The organism is Micromonospora sp. WMMC241 (assembly GCF_027460165.1).
Classification (GTDB): domain Bacteria; phylum Actinomycetota; class Actinomycetes; order Mycobacteriales; family Micromonosporaceae; genus Micromonospora; species Micromonospora humi.
This window is the reverse complement of sequence record NZ_JAPZBF010000001.1, coordinates 4486753-4504622: the sequence shown is the minus strand read 5'-3', so window position 1 is coordinate 4504622 and position 17870 is coordinate 4486753. Positions and strand designations below refer to the sequence as shown.

Sequence of the window (17870 nt, the reverse complement as noted above, 5' to 3'; positions counted from 1 at the left end):
CCGTCCATCGACGTCGGTCACCATCGATCCTAGGCGGTCAGGGCGTGCGGGGCGCGACGAGGCCGCTCTCGAAGGCCATCACCACGAGTTGCGCCCGGTCACGGGCCCGGAGCTTGGTCATGGCCCGGCTGATGTGGGTCTTCGCGGTGGCGACGCTGATGACCATGTGACCGGCGATCTCGTCGTTGGACATGCCGCGCGCGGCCAGGGCCACGGCTTCACGTTCGCGGCCGGTCAGCAGGCCCGACACCGCGGTCGGGTCGGCCAGGGGCGGCCGGGAGACGTACTCGGTGATGAGACGGCGCGTGATGGCCGGTGACAGCAGGGCGTCCCCGCGGGCGGCGACGCGGATGCCGTGCAGCACGTCGGCCGGTTCGGTGTCCTTGACGAGGAAGCCGGCGGCGCCGGCGCGCAGCGCGGCATAGAGGTGCTCGTCGAGGCCGTAGTTGGTCAGGATGACCACGTGTACGGCGGCGAGGGCCGGGTCGGCGGCGATCCGTCGGGTCGCCTCGATGCCGTCGAGGACGGGCATCTGGATGTCGATCAGCGCCACGTCGGGCCGGTGGCGGGCGGCGAGGGTGACGGCCTGCTCACCGTGGGCGCCTTCCGCGACCACCTCCAGGTCGTCCTCGGCGTCGATCAGGGCGCGGAACCCGGCCCGGATCAGCGCCTGGTCGTCGACGAGCAGCACCCGGATCACGACGGTGTCTCCAGGGGAAGGGCGGCGCGGACGCGGAAGCCGCGACCGGGCCCGGGGCCGGCGTGCAGCGACCCACCGAGGCCGGTGACCCGCTCCCGCATGCCGGTCAGCCCGACCCCGGGCACGAGTTCGGCGCCCGCGTGGCCGTGGCCGTCGTCGTCGACGTGGATCACGAGTTCGTGCTCGTCGAAGCGGAGCCGGACGCGGACGCTCGCCGGCCCGGCGTGCCGGGTGACGTTGGTCAGCGCCTCCTGGATGACCCGGAACGCGGCCCGGTCGACCGGAGTGGGCAGCTTCCGGGACTGCCCGGTGACCGTCACGTCGACCGGGAAGCCCGCTTCGCCGACGCTTCGGACCAAGCCGTCCAGGTGGTCCAGCCCGACCCGGCCCGGACCGTCGCCGGCACGCAGCACCCGGAGCGTGGCACGCAGCTCGCGCATCGCGTCCTGGCTGGCCCGCTGGATGGTGACCAGGGCCTCCGGCACGGGCTGGTCGTGCTTGCGGGCCAGGTGGACGGCGACGCCGGCCTGCACGTTGATGATCGAGATGCAGTGGGTGAGGGAGTCGTGCAGCTCGCGGGCGATGCGCAGCCGCTCCTCGTCGGCACGACGTCGCGCGGTCTCCTCCCGGCTTCGCTCGGCGTCCCGCGCGCGCTGTTCGGCGTGGTCGAGGTGGATCCGGCGGTGCCGGGACAGTTCGGCGGCGACGCACGCGGCGACCATCCAGCCGATGAGGAGGAACCAGCGCTGGAAGACGTCGGGCGCAGTCCGCCCCTCGGCGGTGACGAGTTCGCCGGCGAACCCGACGGTCAGGATGACGACGACGGCCACCCAGGCGGCCCGTCGACGCCCCGCCGTGACGGCGGCGTGCAGCGCCACCAGGACGGGCAGGGCGGCGGCCACGCCGGGGTAGCCGGGGATCTGGTAGGCCAGCAGGCAGGCGGTGGCGACGCCCAGCGTCACGGCCGGCCGGCGTCGGCGCGCGGCCACCGCGATCGCCGCGGTCACCAGCAGGAGCGCGCCCACGAGATCGAGCGACCGCCGGCCGGGTGCACCGGTGGCGGCGCTCGCGAGGACGAGGACGGTCAGCCCGGCGACCTCGGCCAGGGCTCGCCGGCCGCCGCGCCCGGCGTCGTCAGCCACCACCCCCGGAACGATAGGCCAGCGGGGCGTGGCGCACGTCCCCCGACCGGCGTAGCGGTGGCTACCACCGGGGACGCAGATCCCGCCGGAATACGCCCCCGGCGGTAGTGCCGAGTGTCTCCCGGCGCCTGACGACCGCACGCCGTCCGCCCGGCATCCTCACTTCCACCCGGCCGGTTCGTCCCGGTCGTCGCGTCGATCGCTCCGAAGGAGAGAGCCATGTCCGAGGTGCACACCACTTCGCCCACGCCCGGCACCGACCGGCCGATCCCTGCGGCGGGTCGGCTCCTCCGCACCGTCCGAGGGCTGGCGCTGCTCTCCAGCGGCCTGCTCGCCGGCGCGCTGGGCTACGGCGCCGTCAACGTCGTACAGACGTTCAAGGTCGTGCCGCTCGACGTGCGGCTGACCTTTCACTCCGCGCTGATGCGGATGAACGGGCCGGTCGTGCAGACCACGATGGGTCTGGCGCTGGTCGGCTCGGTCGCGCTCGCCGTCCTGCACCGTGGGCGCCTGCGGCTGCTCGCCGCCTCGGCCGGCGCGCTGGTCCTGACGTCGTTTTTGGTCACCCGGTTCGGCAATGTGCCGATCAACGCCCGGATCAAGGTCTGGGCGGTCAGCTCGGTCCCGCCCGAGCACGCGGAACTGCTGCGGCGCTGGGAGATGTTCAACCTGGTCCGGACCGTCGCCGCGCTGGCCGCGTTCGTGCTCGTCGTGCTCGTCGTCGACCTCGCCGCGCCCGCCAGGACCGGGAGGACCAGTGCCGACGCGTGACCGGACGTCGCGACGGGCCCGGGTACGAAGGGTCGTGCTCACCACCGGGGGCGCGCTTCTCGGCCTGTCCGCGCTCGCCGTGACGCTGCTGGTCGTCTGGGACGGCGGCGTCGACCTCGACCCACGACGGGAGTTGCTGCCCGGCGTCCGGCTCGACCTGCGGACCGTCGACACGGCCCACGGCCCGATCGAGTACGACCTGCACGGCGCCGACGGCCCCGTGGTGCTGTCCGTGCACGCCGGGTTGGGCGGCGCGGACCAGGGCCGGCTGTTCGCCGGTTGGCTGCGGGGTGACCGCTACCGAATCCTCAGCCCGTCCCGCCCCGGCTACCTCGGCACGCCGCTGAGCAGCGGACGTACGCTCGACGAACAAGCCGACCTGCTGGCCGCCCTGCTCGACCGGCTCGGCATCGACCGGGTCGGCGTCTTCGCGGTCTCCGCCGGCAGCCCGGTGGGCTACACGTTCGCGGCCCGCCATCCGGAGCGGGTGTGGGGACTGGTGTCCGTCAGCGGGGTGGCCCGACCCGACCCGAATGCCGCGCCCGCCTCGGCCCTGCGGTCGGCCGTCATGAACACGGTCGGCCAGAAGATCGTGAAGCTCACCGCCTCGGCCTCAATGCGGTCGATCGTCGCCGGCACGCTCGACGAGACCAGCACGTTCTCGGACGAGCGCAAGGCGGAGCGGGTGGACCACATCATGCGTACGGAGGGGGCCAGGCGGTTCTTCGCGGCCATGTTCGACGCGACCTTCCCCTACGAGAGGCGGTGGCCCGGCACCGACAACGACACGGAGCGGACGCGGGCCATGCGGATCGGGTTCGACCGGATCGTCGCGCCGACGCTCGTCGTGCACGGCACCCAGGACGGCGACGTGCCGTTCGCGCACGGCGCGGAGGCAGCGGCGCGAATCCGGGGAGCGCGGCACTGCTGGATGCCGGACGAGGACCATCTCGGGTTCTGGCTGAGCCCTCGTGCGGAGGAGTTCCAGGCCGTCGTACGGCAGTTCCTGCGCACACACGCCCCCGGGCGGTAGGACTCAGCCGACCTGGCTGTTGTCCTTCAGCGCGCCCCAGCCGTGCCAGCGGTCGATCTCGATCAGCGCGGTGACGCGAGCGCGCTCCCGCCGCGGGTAGGGCTTCCCGGTGTAGTGCTGGGAGAGCCGGTCGATGTCGGCCAGGTCGGTGTCGTCCCGCAGCTCGACCACGCGCCCGACGATGCTCAGGTGCGTGTACCAGCCCTGCTCGTCGAGCGCGGTGAGGGTGACCCGGGGGTCGTTGCGCAGGTGCCCCAGCCGGCGCCGCCCTTCGTCCATGTTGACCAGGATGCGGCCGTCCTCCCACAAGTACCAGGTGGCCGCGGAGACCGGCTGGCCGTCGGATCGCAGCGTGGCGATGACGGCGGGGTTGGGCTTGCGCAGCATGGCAACGGCCGGCTCGGGCAGCGGCGGCTTCGACATGGTTCTCCTCTTCGCGACGGCACTGTCTCCGCACTGTACGTACCGCCGGTGCCGCACGCAGGGGAACCGTGGGCCCGGTGCCGGACGGCTCCGGGCCCACGTGTCGCATCAGGAGCTGGTGCAGGTGACGTTGCCGGGCGCGGTGGCGCCGTTGCCGGTGGCGGTGAACCCGAACGTGGTCGAGGCGTTCGGGGCCAACGTGCCGTTGTAGGGGGCGTTCTGCACCGAGACGGTGCCGGTGGTGCCGGTGTTGACGCCGCTCCAGAGGCTGCTGATGGCCTGCCCGGAGGCGAGTGTCAGGCGTACGTTCCAGCCGTTGACGGTGGCGGTGGTGTTGTTGGCCACGGTGACCTCGCCCTGGAAGCCGCCCGGCCAGGTGTTGACGGTGCGGTAGGCGGCCGCGCAGCCGGTGGCCGGGGGAGTCGTCGGCGGCGTGGTGGTGGGCGGCGTCGAGGTGGGCGGCGTGCTGGTGGGCGGCGTGCTCGTGGGCGGCGTGCTCGTGGGCGGGGCGGTGGTGGGCGGCGTGGTCGACTCGAACTGGCTGAAGAACCGCCAGATCTCGCCCGAGGTCCAGGTCCGGGAGTCGTTCGGGCTGCCCGAGCCGTCGACCGGGCTGGGGGTGTGGTCGCCGTCGAACGCGGCCCACTGCACCGGGTAACCGGACCGGCAGCCGGAGTAGACGGTGGTGATGTGGCTGAAGCTGTTCAGGGCCGGCTCGCGCGGGCTCTGCGCGGTGCAGCCGTTGTTCCGGACGAACGTGTCGCGCAGCGACCGGCCCATCGAGATGTTCAGGACGCTGTCGTGGGTGCCGTGGATGCCGAAGTAGGGCACCGGCTGGGTGCCGCCGTTGCAGCCGCTGAGGTTGGCGCCGGAGAGCACGGCGACCGCGCGGATGACGCTGGACCGGGCGCAGGCGACCGCGTAGCTCATCGCCCCGCCGTAGCTCCAGCCGAGCGCGAAGCGCTGGGTGGTGTCGACGCAGAGGTCGTTCTCGACCTGCCGGGAGATGTCGTCGAAGAGGGTGAGGTCCCGGCCGTTGGTGTTGGCCCAGCCGTTGTCGATGCCCTGCGGTGCGACGAAGATCGTGCTGTTGTTCGACAGCGGCAGCAGCCCGTAGTAGCCGGCCGAGGCGACGTTGTTCGCGGAGCCGTTCAGCCAGTGGAAGCCGAAGACCAGGCGGTAGGGGCGGTTCCGGTCGTATCCGTCCGGGATGCGCAGGATGTAGCTGCGGTTCTGGCCGCCGCTGGAGATGGTGCGGGTGCCGTTGCTCAGGGTGGGGGCCTTGCCGCAGCCGGCGGTGGCGGCGAGCGTGCCGTTCGTCGCGGCCTCCGCCGCGCCGCCGAGGCCGCCGCTCAGCACGCCGCCGACGGCGGTCGTGACGATCAGGGCCGCGGCGGCGAGGGTGGAGAGAAGCTGGGTACGTTTCACTGTTGCGTGCCTCCTTGCCAGTGGTGGTGGTCCGGTGCCGGTGGTGCGCGTGCGGGTTCGCCCGTGGTGAGGCGTGGAGAAGCGGGGCCGGCGAGGAGCGAGGTCCTCCGGCGGTGGTTCGCGGTCGGGGGCATCGGCGCGGCGGCCCGGACTGGTCACCGGGCGACGGAGAGGCGTGCCCTCGTCGGCGCGTTGCCGGTGACCGGGAGCGTGCCCTTCGCCCCCCGTGCCGAAAGATAGCAGTTTATCGATAACAGGTTCAACTGCTCATGTTGCGGAACAAGCGTCCAGCGCGGATCGCGTCGGAGGCTGTACCTTGTGAACGGATTGGCTTTGAGCTGCACTTTCTGGACGGTTGTGGAGTCCGAAACTCTCGGTAGAGCAGCCGAAATTTCCGAACCTTGACGCCGCCTGGCGCTCGTGAGCGTTAACAGCGCGGGCTCGGCGCTATGGTTCGGGCGTGCACATCCGTTTCGCCGTCCCGGCCGATCCCGCCTACCCGGCCCGCGTGGCCGCCGCGCTCAGCCGCGTCCGGCTGCGCCGCTTCGGATACGTCGGCGCCGCGCTGGCGGCCGTCGGAGCCGTCGGCCTCGCCGTCTCGTCGGCGCTCGCGTCCGACGACCGGTTCTCGTCGCTGTGGACCGCGCTGCTCGTGGGCGGCCTGCTGTCCATGCTCTACGCGCCGTGGGTGCGGTGGCGCGCCCGGCGACGTTCCGGTGGCTACGCCGTCGAGGGCGGCTACGACATCACCGACGACAACATCATGATGCGCAGCGGCTCGGAGTCCGGCGGCATCGCCTGGGACGGCGTCACCAGGGTGACGGACGACCCGGAGTTCTGGATCGTCCACGTCGGCCGGATGCCGGCGACCGTGATCCCCCGCCGGCTGATGTCCGACGCGGACGCCGAGACGTTGCGGGCCTTCATGGCCGGCCGCGGGCTGCTCCGGCCCCGGTGACCCGGCCCCGCCGATCCTGGGATCGGTGGGACCTGGTTGCGCCGGCCGCCGGCGGGCACCGTGAGAGGTGCCCGCCGGAGACTCCGGCGCGCGGAAGGGAACCATGACCGGCGAGCAGCTTCCCGGAGGCACCTACCAGGTCGGCGACCTCACCCTGACCCGGATGGGCTACGGCGCCATGCAACTGGCCGGCCCCGGCGTGTTCGGGCCGCCCCGGGACCGCGACGCCGCCGTGGCGGTGCTGCGGACGGCGGTCGAGCTGGGCATCCGGCACATCGACACGGCGGACTTCTACGGCCCGCACGTCACCAACGAGATCATCCGGGAGGCCCTCGCCCCCTACCCGGACGACCTGCACATCGTGACCAAGGTCGGCAACCGCCGCGACGAGCAGGGTGGATGGCCGCCCGCCCGCACGCCGGCCGAGCTGACCGAGCAGGTGCACGACAACCTGCGCCGCCTCGGCGTCGAGGCGCTCGACGTGGTTAACCTGCGCGTCGGCGGCTTCGACACCCCGGAGCCGGGCTCGATCGCCGAACCGTTCGGCGCGCTCGCCGCGCTGCGTGAGCAGGGGCTGATCCGGCACCTGGGGTTGAGCACGGTCACCGCGGCCCAGCTCGCCGAGGCCCGGGCGATCGCCCCGGTGGTGTGCGTGCAGAACCTCTACAACCTGGCCAACCGCGCCGACGACGAGTTGGTGGCCACCACCGCCCGGCAGGGGATCGCGTTCGTGCCGTACTTCCCGCTGGGCGGCTTCTCGCCGTTGCAGTCCGACATCCTGGAGCGGGTCGCGAAGCGACTGGAGGCCACGCCGATGGCCGTCGCGTTGGCCTGGCTGCTGCACCGCTCGCCGAACATCCTGCTCATCCCCGGCACGTCCTCGGTCGCGCACCTGCGCGAGAACATCGCCGGTGCGGCCCTGGACCTGCCCGCCGACGCGCTCGCCGAGCTGGACGCGATCGGCGGGTGACCAGGTCGCGGTCGGCGCGGGTGGGCGCGACGCTGCACTAGGGTGTCGCCATGACGGCGCGCGGAGACGGATTCGCCTTCCCGCCCCGCCGCCCGGCCGAGCGGCTGGGCGTGGCGGTGGTGAGCGAGCTTGTCGAACTCATCGTCACCGGCCAGCTCGGCGAGGGGCAGATGCTTCCCCCGGAAGGGCCGCTCAGCGAGCACTTCGGGGTGAGCCGCACGGTCATCCGGGAGTCGGTGAAGCGGCTCGAGGAGAAGGGCCTGGTGGTGGTCTCGCAGGGGCGCGGGACCCAGGTGGCCCGGGTCGGCTCGTGGAACATGCTGGACCCGGTCGTCCTGTCCGCGCTGATCGACAACGACGCGTCACTGGGCGTGCTGGACGAGCTGACGATCGTCCGGGGCAGCCTGGAGGCGGCCATGGCGGGCACGCTGGCGAGCCGACGTACGCCGGAGCAGCTGACCCGGGTCGAGCACGCGCTGGCGGCGATGCGCGAGATCAAACACGAGACCGACTCCTTCCGCCAGGCGGACGTGGTCTTCCACTTCACGATCATGGAGTTGTCCGGCAACCGCCTGGCGGAGAACATCTGCAAGCGCCTCTACCGGCGGGCCATGGAGAGCAGCCGGTTCCACGGGCTGACGTACCGGAGCGCCTTCGAGTCGACGCTCGACGAGCACGCGCTGGTGGTCGACGCCATCGCCCGCCAGGACGCGGCCGGCGCCGAACGCGCCATGCGCGACCACATCGTCACCTCCTGGCAGCGGCGCCGGCTCGAAGGGCCGCCCGGCTAGCGGTCCGGCACGAGCCGCAGGCCGGCCCGGTCGGGCCGCACGTGCGGCCCGCTCGACGCGGCCGGCGGGGCGGCCTCGATGCGCCGCTCGTCGACCCGGACGCCGAGCCCGGGCAGGTCGCCGAGGACGATGCCGCCGTCCACGATCTCCTGGTCCACGTCCAGCCCGAGCGGCCAGGAGAAGTCCTGGATCTCGCAGGACAGGTGGTTGGGCACCGCGGCGGCGGCGTGCGCGAGCGGATTGACGTGGTGGGCCACCGGGCTCACCGGCAGGTCCCGCCCGTGCGCCACCGCGGCGGTCCGCAGGAAGTGGGTGATGCCCCAGACGCTGCCGGCCTGCACCACGTCGACCGCGTCCGCGTCCAGCAGCGGCCGGTACTGTTCCAGCCCGGTGAGGTTCTCCCCGGTGGCGACCGCGGCCCGCACCCCGCGGCGCACCGACGCGAGCCCGGCGGCGTCCCACCGGCGCACCGGCTCCTCGACCCAGGCCAGATCGACGGTACGCTCCAGCGCGGCGACGTACCGGACCGCCTGCGCCCGGTTCCACGACTCGTTGGCGTCGAGCATCAGCGCCGGGTGGGCGCAGTTGTGGCCGAGAATGTCCCGGACCGCCTCCAGCCTTCGCCGGTCCCGTTCGACGTCGTGGCCGCCCTTGAGTTTGGCGCCGCCGAAGCCGCGCTCGGCGAACCGCTCGTACAACCGCACGAGCGCGTCGTCGTCGAGGGCGATGTCGAGCCCGGAGGCGTAGCCCGGGACGAACCGGTCGGCGGCGCCGAGGGTGCGCCAGAGCGGCTCGTCGGCCGCCTTCGCCTTGAGGTCCCACAGCGCCATGTCGAGCGCGCCGATCGTGCCGAACGTCGCGCCCGCGTGGCCGGTCTTGAACACCTGGTTCAGCATCTTGTCGTACAGCGCCGGGGCGGCCCGTGGATCCTGGCCGTCGACCGCCGGGAAGACGCGGTCCACGCCGGCGTGCGGGCCGACGCCGACCCCCTCCAGGCCGACGTCGGTCTCCACGATCAGCACGTGCACGTCGGTACGCGGGCCGGGCATCACGCCGTTGGCGTCGCCGGTCAACCGCCCCCAGTCGTGCGTGGTGGTCAGGCTGCGCCAGCCGGTGACCTTCACGTCATCTCCTCGTCGCCGGTCGCCGGCTCATCCGCGCAGGCTCCACCGCTGGTTGGCGCCGCCGTTGCAGGCCCAGAGGATGAGCTTGGTGCCGTTGGCGGTGCCGGCGGCGTTGGCGTCCAGGCACAGGCCGGACTGCTGGCCGGTGATGGTGCCGTTGGCGTTGACGGTCCACTGCTGGTTGGTCTGGCCGTTGCAGTCCCAGATGATCACGGCGGTGCCGTTGCTGGTGCCCTGGCCGTTGGCGTCCAGGCACTTGTTCCCGTACACCTGGAGCTGTCGGCCGGAGGTGACGGTGAAGCGTTGGCCGGTGGCGCCGCCGCAGTCCCAGAGCTGGACCTGGGTGCCGTTGGTGGTCGACGAGTTGGGCACGTCCACGCACCGGCCGGACTGCGCGCCGACGATCTGCTGGGCGGTGCCGGTGGGCGGCGGGGTGGTCGGTCCGCCGGTGCCCTGCGGGCCGGCGTTGCTGATCACGGTCTGCGCGCCGGCGGGCCAGGCGCCGTTGGTCACGACCGTGTTGCCGTACACGACGTTGCCCCGGTCGCCGTTGGTGACGTTGGTGCTGTTGTTCGTCGACCAGTTGTTGGTGAGCGTCCAGTTGCCCATGTTCTCGCCGCCCCAGTAGTTGGCGGTGGCCCAGGTGCCGGTGTTCGAGAACACGTTGTTGGTGACGGTGTAGTACTTCGAGCCCTCGTCGAAGTAGACGCCGAAGTAGCCGTTGGTCCGTAGGCAGTGGTTCTCGCTGATCAGCGCGTTCGGGTTCCAGCCCAGCGTGTAGATGCACCCGCCGTCGTTCATCTGCTGCATCACGTCGTGGATGTAGTTGCCGACCACCCGGGTGTTGGACGCGGTCGTGGGCGTGCTGTAGCGGGGCTGGTAGTTGTAGAGGCCGCGGTTGGCGTACTCGGTGTTGCCGCCGGCGTCGTTGGCGCCCCAGCCGTATCCGATCGTCATGCCGGAGTACGGCATGTTGTAGACCTCGTTGTGGCTGATCGTGGCGTTGGTGACGTAGGTCGGCAGCACCGAGCTGACGCCCCGGTAGTCCAGGCCGAGGTCGTGGATCCGGTTGTTGCTGACGGTGATGTCCCGGTTGGTCATCCGGGTGTCGCCGGGGTGGTGCGCGTCGGCCCGTACGCCACCGATGACGAAGCCGCCGGCGGCGTTGCGGGCGATCTCGGAGCGGGTGACCGTGATGCCGCCGGCGCCCAGCCCCACGCCGGTGGCGTGCGCGTTGGCGTCGTTGCCGATGCCGATGGCGGTCTGGCCCAGGTTGACGAACTGGAGTCGCTGAACGTGATGGTGTTGGCGGCCGAGACCTGCACCGCGGCGGGCATCTGCGACCAGCTCGGCCGGGCCGCCTCGAACTGCTGGCAGCCGGAGGTGCAGGAGCCGAACCCGGGCCAGGACCAGGTGCCGGCGATGTACGAGCCGGTCTGCTGGTCGACCCAGCCCTGGTTGCCGCTGGGGCCGAGCCAGCTGGTGCCGGTGAAGGTGATGCCGGAGAACGCGATGTGATGTGCCGGGTTGGCGTAGCTGCCGCCGACGGAGACCAGGGACTGCACCACCGGGAACTCGACGTCGACGCTGCTCATGTTCTGGCCGGGGCGGGGGATGTAGTAGAGCGTGCCGGCGCCCGGGTCGACGTACCACTCGCCGGGGGAGTCGAGGAACTCGTACGCGTTGGTCAGGTAGAACGGGCCGGCCCGGAACGGGTTCATCAGGGTGTCGTAGCCGAAGTTGTTGTTGTTCCAGGCCGGCTGCCGCATGGTGAGCAGCCCGCCGCTGATGCTCTGCACCGGGGAGTAGCGGTCGGTGAAGGAGTTGATTCCCTCGACCTCCATCCGGCCGGGGTTGGCCAGGTTGTTCAGGTAGTTGAGGTTGCCGTTGGTGATCCGCAGGCCGGTGGCCGAGGCGCTGAAGTCCGACCGGTTGGCCTGGGTGCGGGCCCGGGTGGCGAGCTGGCCGTCGACGTAGAGCTGCCGGGTGTCCTGCCCGGCGCCGACTCCCGCCTTCCAGATGTTGCGGCCGGCGTCGGCGACCGACCAGCCGGTCACCTGCTTCGCCCCGCTGATCACCGGGTGCGCTCCGGAGGCGGCCTGCCAGCGCACGGTGTGCCCGTTCGTGCCGGAGTCGGCCGCGCCGAACGTCAGTGGTGCGGTGACCCGGTAGACGCCGTCGGCGAGCTCCACCACGATGTCGTCCGACATGCCCGGCGCCGTGGCGCGGACGGTGGACTGCGCGGTCGCCAGCGAGCAGGGCTGGGACGCGGAGCAGGCGGTGCCGGTGCCGCCGGGGGAGGCGTGGAGCGTGGTGACGGCGGCCGACGCGGACGAGGCGAAGGCCGCCACGGCGACGCCGGCCAGCACCGTCGCCAGCGCGAGGCCGGTCGCGGCCGGCCGGCGCAGGGCGGATGGGTTCACGGAAGCCTCCACGGCGTATCGACGACTATAGGTATGACGTCTCATGTTAAGAACCGGTGTCGGTCGGGTCAACATCGAGGCTCATCTATTGCATGCGTTGACAGTCGTGAGCGGCCCGCCCTAGGGTCGTCCCACCAGGTGAACCGATTCGACGACCGTTGCCGGGAGCGGGATGAACATCGGTGAGATCGCCCGGCGTGCCGGGGTGTCCCGCAGCACCGTGTCCTACGTGCTCAGCGGCAAGCGGCCGGTCTCGGCGGCCACCCGACAGCGGATCCAGGCCGTCATCGACGAGCTGGACTACCGCCCCAACGCCAGCGCGCGCGCCCTCAAGGAGGGCCGGACCCGCACCCTCGGCCTGGTCATCCCGCCGGCGAGCAGGCGCCTCACCGACATGCAGCTCGGCTTCGTGGCCAGCGTGGTCGAGGCCGCCGCGCGGGTCGACCTGGACGTGCTGCTGTCGCCGTCCGGCGGCGACCACGACCGGTCCTTCGAACGGATCGTCACCGGCCGCCGGGTCGACGGCGTGGTCCTGATGGAGATCCGCCTCACCGACGAGCGGGTGACCCGGCTGGAGCAGACCGGCCTGCCGTTCGTGACCATCGGCCGCACCGCCCGGCCGCACGGGATGAGCTGGGTGGACGTGGACTACGGCGGCCTGATCGCCAGCTGCGTGCACCACCTGGCCGACCTGGGGCACCGGCACGTTGCCCTCGTCAACCGGTCGGCCGAGCTGGTCGCCGCCGGCTACGGCCCGGGCAGCCGCGCGTCGGCCGGGTTCGCCGAGGCGACCGCGGAACGCGGGCTGGTCGGCGTCGACGTGTGCTGCGGCGACGACGTGGCCGCCGGTGAGGCGTGCGTCGAGGAACTGCTGGCCACCCACCCCGAGGTCACCGCCGTGGCCACCGTCAACGAGGCGGCCCTGCCCGGCATGCAGCGGGCACTGGAGAGCGCCGGGCTGGTGGTGCCGCGCGACTTCTCGCTCACCGGCGTCGCCGCGCGGCACTGGGCGGAGAACTTCCGGCCGTCGCTGACCGCGGCGGACGTGCCGATCGTCGACATGGGCGCGGAGGCGGTGTCGCTCCTGCTGGAGCGCATCGCCGCGCCCGACACCACGCCCCGGCACCGGCTCTACCGTCCACCCATCTCGCTGCGTGCCAGCACCGGTCCGGTGCCGGCGCACCGGGCCACCCACTGACGGCGCACTCACTCCCGACCCGCCCGCCGCCGGCGGTCGTCGCCGGCGAGCAGGAGATAGCCGCTCGCGGTCCAGGTGTACGCGCGGTCCCGCAGGCCCGCGCCGGTCTTGGCGTCGAAGTTCTCGGCGAAGCCCGACCGCTCGCACAGAATCCGGAACCGCCGGCTGATCTCGTCGGCCAGCCCGGGGTGCCCGGCCCGGCGCAACCCGTCCTCCACCAGGACGGTGGCCGGGGCCCAGATCGGACCGCGCCAGTAGCCGTCGGCCAGGTGGTGCGGCGAGTCCAGCGGCTCGGTGGCGAGGCCGTGCTCGGTGAGATGGGCCTCCACGCGCCGGGCCAGGGTCGCCGCCACGCCCGCCGGCAGGTCCGCACCGAGCACGACGGGCATGAGGTCGAGCAGGCTGGTCCCGGATCTGGTCCGCCCGGTCCACACCTCGCGCGCGGTGAACCGCTCACCGGTCCACAGTTCGCCCAGCAACGCGTCGCGTACCTCGCCGGCGACGCCGGCCCATCGGGTCGCCTCGTCCGGGCGGTCCAGCTCGCTGGCCAGCTCCGCGAGGTACGCCAGCTGCGTCACCAGGAACGCGGCCAGGTCCGGCGCCTCCACCACCGGGCCGTCGTCGAACGTGGTGGCGTTGTCCCAGCCGCTGTCGTTGCCGTGCTGGTAGTGCGGCAGCCGCCGGCCGGGCGCCCGCCGGTGCTCCAGCCAGAACGTGGTCCAGCGGGCCAGCCGCCGGTAGACCTCGGCCAGCTCGTCCCGGGGCACCGGTCGGCCCGACCGCTGCCGTAACTGCCGCAACGCCCAGCCGTGGATGGGCGGCTTGACGAAGTTGTGCAGGATCTCCGAGTGCGTCACCGAGTCCGGCAGCGCGCCGGCCGGGTCCTGGTGGTCGAACGGCAGGTGGAACTGATGCCAGGCGAGATCGCCGTGCCCGGCGGCCAGGGCGAGCGCGTTGAAGCAGTGGTCCCAGCTCCACACCTTGTTCATCCAGTGCTTCGACATCAGGGTGGCCGGTCGGGTGACGAAGCCGGCCGGCGCCACGGTGGCCGACCACAGCACGTACGCGGCCAACTCGGCAGCCGGCGTCTCCGGGTCGCGCCAGGGCGCGACCGCGTCGACGAACGCCGCGAAGTCGGCCCGGCCGGCGTCCACCAGACCGTCGAAGTCCTCGCTCGACACGTACGGCTCGGCGGCCGTGGCGTACTCCTCGATCGCGATCTCCCACGGCTGGTCGGCGGGCAGGACCAGGCCGCGCTCGGCGGTGCCGAGGGCCTGCGTGCCGACGGTGCCGGCGGCCCCGGTGAGCACGGTGACCCGATAGCGGCGGCCGGTCTCGTAGGAGGTGAACACGGACGCGGAGGTCACCGGGTCGTGGTAGAGGTAGGTCCCGCTGAAGGGGGTGAGGGTGGCGGCGGCGGCGGTGATCCGCAGCCCGGCGCCACGGCCGCGCAGCCGCACCGTGTCCGGGCCGGCGAAGGTCAGCTCGACCCGGCCGGCCCGGTCGTGCCAGCCCAGCAACGCCGGCCGGGCCGCCACCGTGGCGTCGGCCGACGGGGTGAACCGGAGCACCGGGTGCATGCCGTTGCGGTGCGAGACCAGGTGCAGGTCCTCGGCGTAGCGGTTCTCGGCGACCACGGGGGAGACACTGAGCCAGGAGCCGCGGTGGCTGAAGGGGATCTCCCGGACGGAGAAGGCCGGACCGGTGGGGGCGACGGTCATCGGGATGGCTGCCTTTCTGGCGTGCGGACGGTTCAGTCCTTGACCGCGCCGGCCGTCACGCCGGCGGCGACGTACCGCTGGGCCACGACCAGCAGGACGGTGGCGGGGACAGAGGCGACCACGGCGGTGGCCATGATCGCGTTCCATTCCTGGTTGTTGTTGCCGATGTAGCGGTAGATGCCGAGGGTGATCGGCCGGCTGACGCCGCCGGCGTCCAGGGTGGACGCGAAGAGGAAGTCCGACCAGGCCCAGAGGAAGGCGAACAGGGACACGGTGATGATCGAGCCGCGGCTCAACGGCAGCACCACCGACCGGAACGTCCGCCACCGGCCGGCGCCGTCCACCTGCGCGGCCTGCAACACCTCGTCGGGGATGCCGGACATGAACGCCGTGAAGATCAACACCCCGAAGGGTACGGCGATGGTGGAGTCGGCCAGCACCAGCCCGGCTGCCGAGTTCAGCACCCCGAGCCGCAGATAGATGGCGTAGAACCCCATCGCCATGATGATCCCGGGGATCATCTGCGCGATCAGCAGCACGAAGCTCAGCGCGCCGCCGCCGGGCGGGCGCAGCTTCGCCAAGGCGTACCCGGCGGGCGCGGCCAGGGCCACGGTCAGCGCCACGGTGCCGAGCCCGATGAGCAGGCTGGTGCCGAGATACGGCAACTGCTCGCGCAGCACCACCCGGTAGCCCTCGACGGTGCCGTCGACCGGGAACAGGTGCGGCGGGTCGGCCCGCAGGTCGCGGTCGCGGGTGAACGAGACATTGACCATCCAGTAGACCGGGAACAGCATCAGCGCGGTGAACACCACGCCCAGGCCGGTCCGCCACCAGGCGACCCGGGTCGGTCCTCTCCTCACCACCGCGGCCTCCGCTGCGCCCGGACGTAGCTCAGCCCGCCGACGAGGGCGACGACGATCAGCAGGTTGCCGACCGCCGCGCCCGGCCCGAACTCGGGCAGCAGGCTGCCGAACCCGAGCCGGTAGGACCAGGTGGCGAACGTGGTCGACGAGTCCGTCGGCCCGCCGCGGGTCATGATCCAGACAAGGTCGAAGACCTTCAGCGTGTAGATCAGCCCGAGCAGCAGCGTGATCGCCGACACCGGGCGCAGCAGCGGGAACGTGATCCGCCAGAACCGTTGCGTCCCGCTCGCCCCGTCCAGCGCCGCGGCCTCGTACACGTCGTCCGGGATCGCCTGGAGGCCGCTGTGCAGCACGACCAGATTGAACGGGATGCCGATCCAGATGTTCGCGATGATCACCGAGACCAGCGACCAGCGCGGCGACGTCAGCCAGTTGACCGGGTCGACGCCCACCGCCCCGAGCGCGGCGTTGACCACGCCGGCCTCGCTGTTGAGCAGCCACGACCAGGTCGAGGCCGAGACGATCAACGGCAGCAGCCACGGTACGAGGAACAGCGCCCGCAGCGTCCGCGACAGCGGGAAGTGCCTGTGGAAGAAGACCGCGAGCGCCAGCCCGAGGGTGAACTGGCACAGCAGCGACACCGCGGTGAAGACCGCCGTGTGCGCCAGCGCCGGCCCGAAGGTCGGATGGGTCACCACGTCCCGGTAGTTGTCCAGCCCGGCGAACGGGGCGCCGCCGGAGACGAACGACCGGACGGTGTAGCGCCGCAGGCTCAGCTCGACGTTGCGGTAGAGCGGGTAGGCGTAGAAGGCCAGCAGGTAGAGGGTCACCGGGGCGAGGAAGGCCCAGGCGGTCCACCGGTTGCGGCTCACGGCGCTACTTGGCGGCGGCCGCGGCCGCGGCCTGGGCGGCGGTCAGCGCCGCCTGCGGCGACTTGGAGCCGCTCAACGCGCCCTGCACGGCCGTCCACAACTGCTCCGAGATCTTCGGGTACTTCGTGCCGAGGTTGTCGCCGGTGCGGCCCTTGGCGGCGTTCACCGCGTCGACCCACACCGTGAACCCGGGATCCGCCGCGATCTGCTTCTGCTGCACCGCCGCCACCGGGGCGACGTAGGACAGCGTCGTGTCGGTGGTCAGCAGGTTGTCCGGGTTGGTCAGGCAGGCCACCAGCTTCCGCGAGACGTCGTACCGGCCGGTGTCGCGTTGCACCGGGATCGAGACGAACTCGCCGCCGGTGGGGGCCGGGGCGGTGCCGCCGGCGCTGGCCGGCACCGGGATGATGCCGTACGCGAAGTCGAGCTTCTCGGCGTTGGCCCGCTGCCAGGTGCCGTTCTCGGTGAACGCGTAGTCGCCGCCGGCGAACTCCTGCCAGCTGGTCGTCTGGGTGTTGTTGATGACGGAGTTCGGCGCGTACCCCCGGGCCAGCCAGTCCTTCCAGAGCGTCAACGCGGACACCGCCTGCGGCGAGTCCAGCGCGGTCAGTTGGGCGCCGGAGCCCCAGAACCAGGGCAGGAACTGGAAGCTGCCCTCCTCGGTGCCGATCGCCGAGAACGTGATGCCCTTGCGGCCGGCGCCCTTGACCTTCGCGAGCGCGGCGGTCAGCGACGGCCAGTCCTTGATCGACGCGACCTCCACCCCGGCCTTGTCCAGCAGGTCCTTGTTGTACCAGAGCGCGAGCGTGTTCGCCCCGATCGGGACGCCGTACGTCTTGCCGTCGAGCTGGCCGGCGCCGAGCAGGTTGGGCGCGGAGGCGGAGGTGTCCAGCTCGGTCTCGTCGGTCGAGGTCAGCGCGCCGGCCTGGGCGAGTGTCGAGATCACCGGGTTGTCGATGATCAGCACGTCGGGGGAGTTGCCCTGCTGCGCGGCCAGCAACGCCTTGTTGGTCAGGTCCGTGGTGTCGTAGCCGGTGCGTCGCACGGTCACGCCGGCGGATCCACCGCAGCTCTGGAGCAGTTTCTCCCAGTCGGAGCCGCCGGCGAACTGCGGGTACGGGTCCCAGAGGGTGTACGCGCCGCCGCCGGCGCCGCCCTCCGGCTCGTCGTTCGCGGCGCAGCCGGTGACGGTGGAGGCGACCGTGAGCGCGGTCAGGGCGACGCCGGCCATGCCCCGCCGCCACGCGGATGTCGTCATGGGTGGTTCCCCTCTCGGAGGCGAGTCCTCGAATCGGTTCGACCGAAGATAAGCCCGTCGATGTCTATGGTCAAGGCGGTCGATCTTTGCTCCCTGTTCACGACGTTGACATTCATTGACGTCGACGCCTAGGCTGCCCGGCGAATCGATTCGCTAGGACGTCCTCCGCAGCCCCACCACCCTGCCGAAGGAGTC

The 17870-nt window shown here is 72.0% G+C and carries 17 protein-coding genes; 6 read left to right on the top strand and 11 right to left on the bottom strand.

Translation table 11 applies throughout. From position 1 onward, the window contains the following. Window positions 1-37 precede the first annotated feature (37 nt). A complete protein-coding gene (locus O7598_RS20230) occupies window positions 38-700 on the bottom strand; it encodes a response regulator (RefSeq protein ID WP_269692892.1) in 663 nt (220 codons plus the stop codon). Then, the gene (locus tag O7598_RS20225; RefSeq protein ID WP_269692891.1) at window positions 697-1845 is read right to left on the bottom strand and encodes a sensor histidine kinase; all 1149 of its coding nucleotides are present in this window, start codon (window positions 1843-1845) and stop codon (window positions 697-699) included. Before O7598_RS20225 ends, O7598_RS20230 begins: the two co-directional genes overlap by 4 nt. Window positions 1846-2061: 216 nt before the next feature. Here O7598_RS20225 and O7598_RS20220 point away from each other — a divergent pair, with 216 nt between their 5' ends. Continuing rightward, window positions 2062-2613, top strand: coding sequence for a DUF1772 domain-containing protein (locus O7598_RS20220; RefSeq protein WP_269692890.1), 552 nt, complete (start codon window positions 2062-2064; stop codon window positions 2611-2613). Between the two features lie 34 nt (window positions 2614-2647). Next, a complete protein-coding gene (locus tag O7598_RS20215; protein ID WP_269692889.1) occupies window positions 2648-3646 on the top strand; it encodes an alpha/beta fold hydrolase in 999 nt (332 codons plus the stop codon). A gap of 3 nt (window positions 3647-3649) precedes the next feature. Here the strand turns inward: O7598_RS20215 and O7598_RS20210 are convergent, their stop codons facing one another. Continuing rightward, window positions 3650-4069, bottom strand: coding sequence for a PPOX class F420-dependent oxidoreductase (locus O7598_RS20210; RefSeq protein WP_269692888.1), 420 nt, complete (start codon window positions 4067-4069; stop codon window positions 3650-3652). Between the two features lie 108 nt (window positions 4070-4177). Continuing rightward, entirely contained in the window at window positions 4178-5497 is a 1320-nt protein-coding gene (locus tag O7598_RS20205; protein WP_269692887.1) for a cellulose binding domain-containing protein, read from the bottom strand. A gap of 460 nt (window positions 5498-5957) precedes the next feature. Between O7598_RS20205 and O7598_RS20200 the strand changes: the two genes are divergently transcribed. From O7598_RS20200 to O7598_RS20190, 3 genes are all read left to right on the top strand, one after another. Further along, window positions 5958-6455, top strand: a complete 498-nt coding sequence (locus O7598_RS20200) for a YcxB family protein (protein ID WP_269692886.1) — start codon at window positions 5958-5960, stop codon at window positions 6453-6455. Between the two features lie 103 nt (window positions 6456-6558). Next, the gene (locus O7598_RS20195) at window positions 6559-7425 is read left to right on the top strand and encodes an aldo/keto reductase family oxidoreductase (protein WP_269692885.1); all 867 of its coding nucleotides are present in this window, start codon (window positions 6559-6561) and stop codon (window positions 7423-7425) included. Between the two features lie 50 nt (window positions 7426-7475). Further along, window positions 7476-8216, top strand: coding sequence for a FadR/GntR family transcriptional regulator (locus O7598_RS20190; RefSeq protein ID WP_269692884.1), 741 nt, complete (start codon window positions 7476-7478; stop codon window positions 8214-8216). On the opposite strand, the gene O7598_RS20185 is transcribed toward O7598_RS20190, so the two are convergent. The 3 genes from O7598_RS20185 to O7598_RS20175 are packed head-to-tail and all read right to left on the bottom strand — an operon-like array spanning window position 8213 to window position 11763. After that, window positions 8213-9340, bottom strand: coding sequence for a mandelate racemase/muconate lactonizing enzyme family protein (locus O7598_RS20185; protein WP_269692883.1), 1128 nt, complete (start codon window positions 9338-9340; stop codon window positions 8213-8215). The two genes, O7598_RS20190 and O7598_RS20185, sit on opposite strands and share 4 nt — an antisense overlap. A 27-nt stretch (window positions 9341-9367) precedes the next feature. Further along, window positions 9368-10441 carry an RICIN domain-containing protein gene (locus tag O7598_RS20180; protein ID WP_269694916.1) on the bottom strand — a complete coding sequence of 358 codons (1074 nt, stop codon included), beginning with the start codon at window positions 10439-10441 and terminating at the stop codon, window positions 9368-9370. Further along, complete coding sequence (locus O7598_RS20175; protein ID WP_269692882.1) at window positions 10438-11763, bottom strand: hypothetical protein; 1326 nt, start codon at window positions 11761-11763, stop codon at window positions 10438-10440. Before O7598_RS20175 ends, O7598_RS20180 begins: the two co-directional genes overlap by 4 nt. A 172-nt stretch (window positions 11764-11935) precedes the next feature. Here O7598_RS20175 and O7598_RS20170 point away from each other — a divergent pair, with 172 nt between their 5' ends. Continuing rightward, window positions 11936-12961 carry a LacI family DNA-binding transcriptional regulator gene (locus tag O7598_RS20170; RefSeq protein ID WP_269692881.1) on the top strand — a complete coding sequence of 342 codons (1026 nt, stop codon included), beginning with the start codon at window positions 11936-11938 and terminating at the stop codon, window positions 12959-12961. A gap of 8 nt (window positions 12962-12969) precedes the next feature. On the opposite strand, the gene O7598_RS20165 is transcribed toward O7598_RS20170, so the two are convergent. From O7598_RS20165 to O7598_RS20150, 4 genes are all read right to left on the bottom strand, one after another. Continuing rightward, the gene (locus O7598_RS20165) at window positions 12970-14682 is read right to left on the bottom strand and encodes an amylo-alpha-1,6-glucosidase (protein ID WP_269692880.1); all 1713 of its coding nucleotides are present in this window, start codon (window positions 14680-14682) and stop codon (window positions 12970-12972) included. 32 nt (window positions 14683-14714) lie between these two features. Next, window positions 14715-15476, bottom strand: coding sequence for a carbohydrate ABC transporter permease (locus O7598_RS20160; RefSeq protein ID WP_269694915.1), 762 nt, complete (start codon window positions 15474-15476; stop codon window positions 14715-14717). A 62-nt stretch (window positions 15477-15538) separates the two neighbouring features. Beyond that, complete coding sequence (locus O7598_RS20155; protein WP_269692879.1) at window positions 15539-16417, bottom strand: carbohydrate ABC transporter permease; 879 nt, start codon at window positions 16415-16417, stop codon at window positions 15539-15541. Between the two features lie 4 nt (window positions 16418-16421). Further along, window positions 16422-17675 (bottom strand): sugar ABC transporter substrate-binding protein, encoded by a 1254-nt coding sequence (locus tag O7598_RS20150; RefSeq protein ID WP_269692878.1) that lies wholly within the window; start codon window positions 17673-17675, stop codon window positions 16422-16424. Between the last annotated feature and the right edge of the window lie 195 nt (window positions 17676-17870).

Excerpts from the sequence above, each read along its gene's own strand:
- O7598_RS20170 (WP_269692881.1), top strand. The coding sequence starts at position 11,936 with ATGAACATCGGTGAGATCGCCCGGCGTGCCGGGGTGTCCCGCAGCACC.
- O7598_RS20210 (WP_269692888.1), bottom strand. The coding sequence starts at position 4,069 with ATGTCGAAGCCGCCGCTGCCCGAGCCGGCCGTTGCCATGCTGCGCAAG.
- O7598_RS20180 (WP_269694916.1), bottom strand. The coding sequence starts at position 10,441 with ATGACCAACCGGGACATCACCGTCAGCAACAACCGGATCCACGACCTC.
- O7598_RS20195 (WP_269692885.1), top strand. The coding sequence starts at position 6,559 with ATGACCGGCGAGCAGCTTCCCGGAGGCACCTACCAGGTCGGCGACCTC.
- O7598_RS20150 (WP_269692878.1), bottom strand. The coding sequence starts at position 17,675 with ATGACGACATCCGCGTGGCGGCGGGGCATGGCCGGCGTCGCCCTGACC.
- O7598_RS20220 (WP_269692890.1), top strand. The coding sequence starts at position 2,062 with ATGTCCGAGGTGCACACCACTTCGCCCACGCCCGGCACCGACCGGCCG.
- O7598_RS20160 (WP_269694915.1), bottom strand. The coding sequence starts at position 15,476 with ATGCTGTTCCCGGTCTACTGGATGGTCAATGTCTCGTTCACCCGCGAC.
- O7598_RS20165 (WP_269692880.1), bottom strand. The coding sequence starts at position 14,682 with ATGACCGTCGCCCCCACCGGTCCGGCCTTCTCCGTCCGGGAGATCCCC.
- O7598_RS20190 (WP_269692884.1), top strand. The coding sequence starts at position 7,476 with ATGACGGCGCGCGGAGACGGATTCGCCTTCCCGCCCCGCCGCCCGGCC.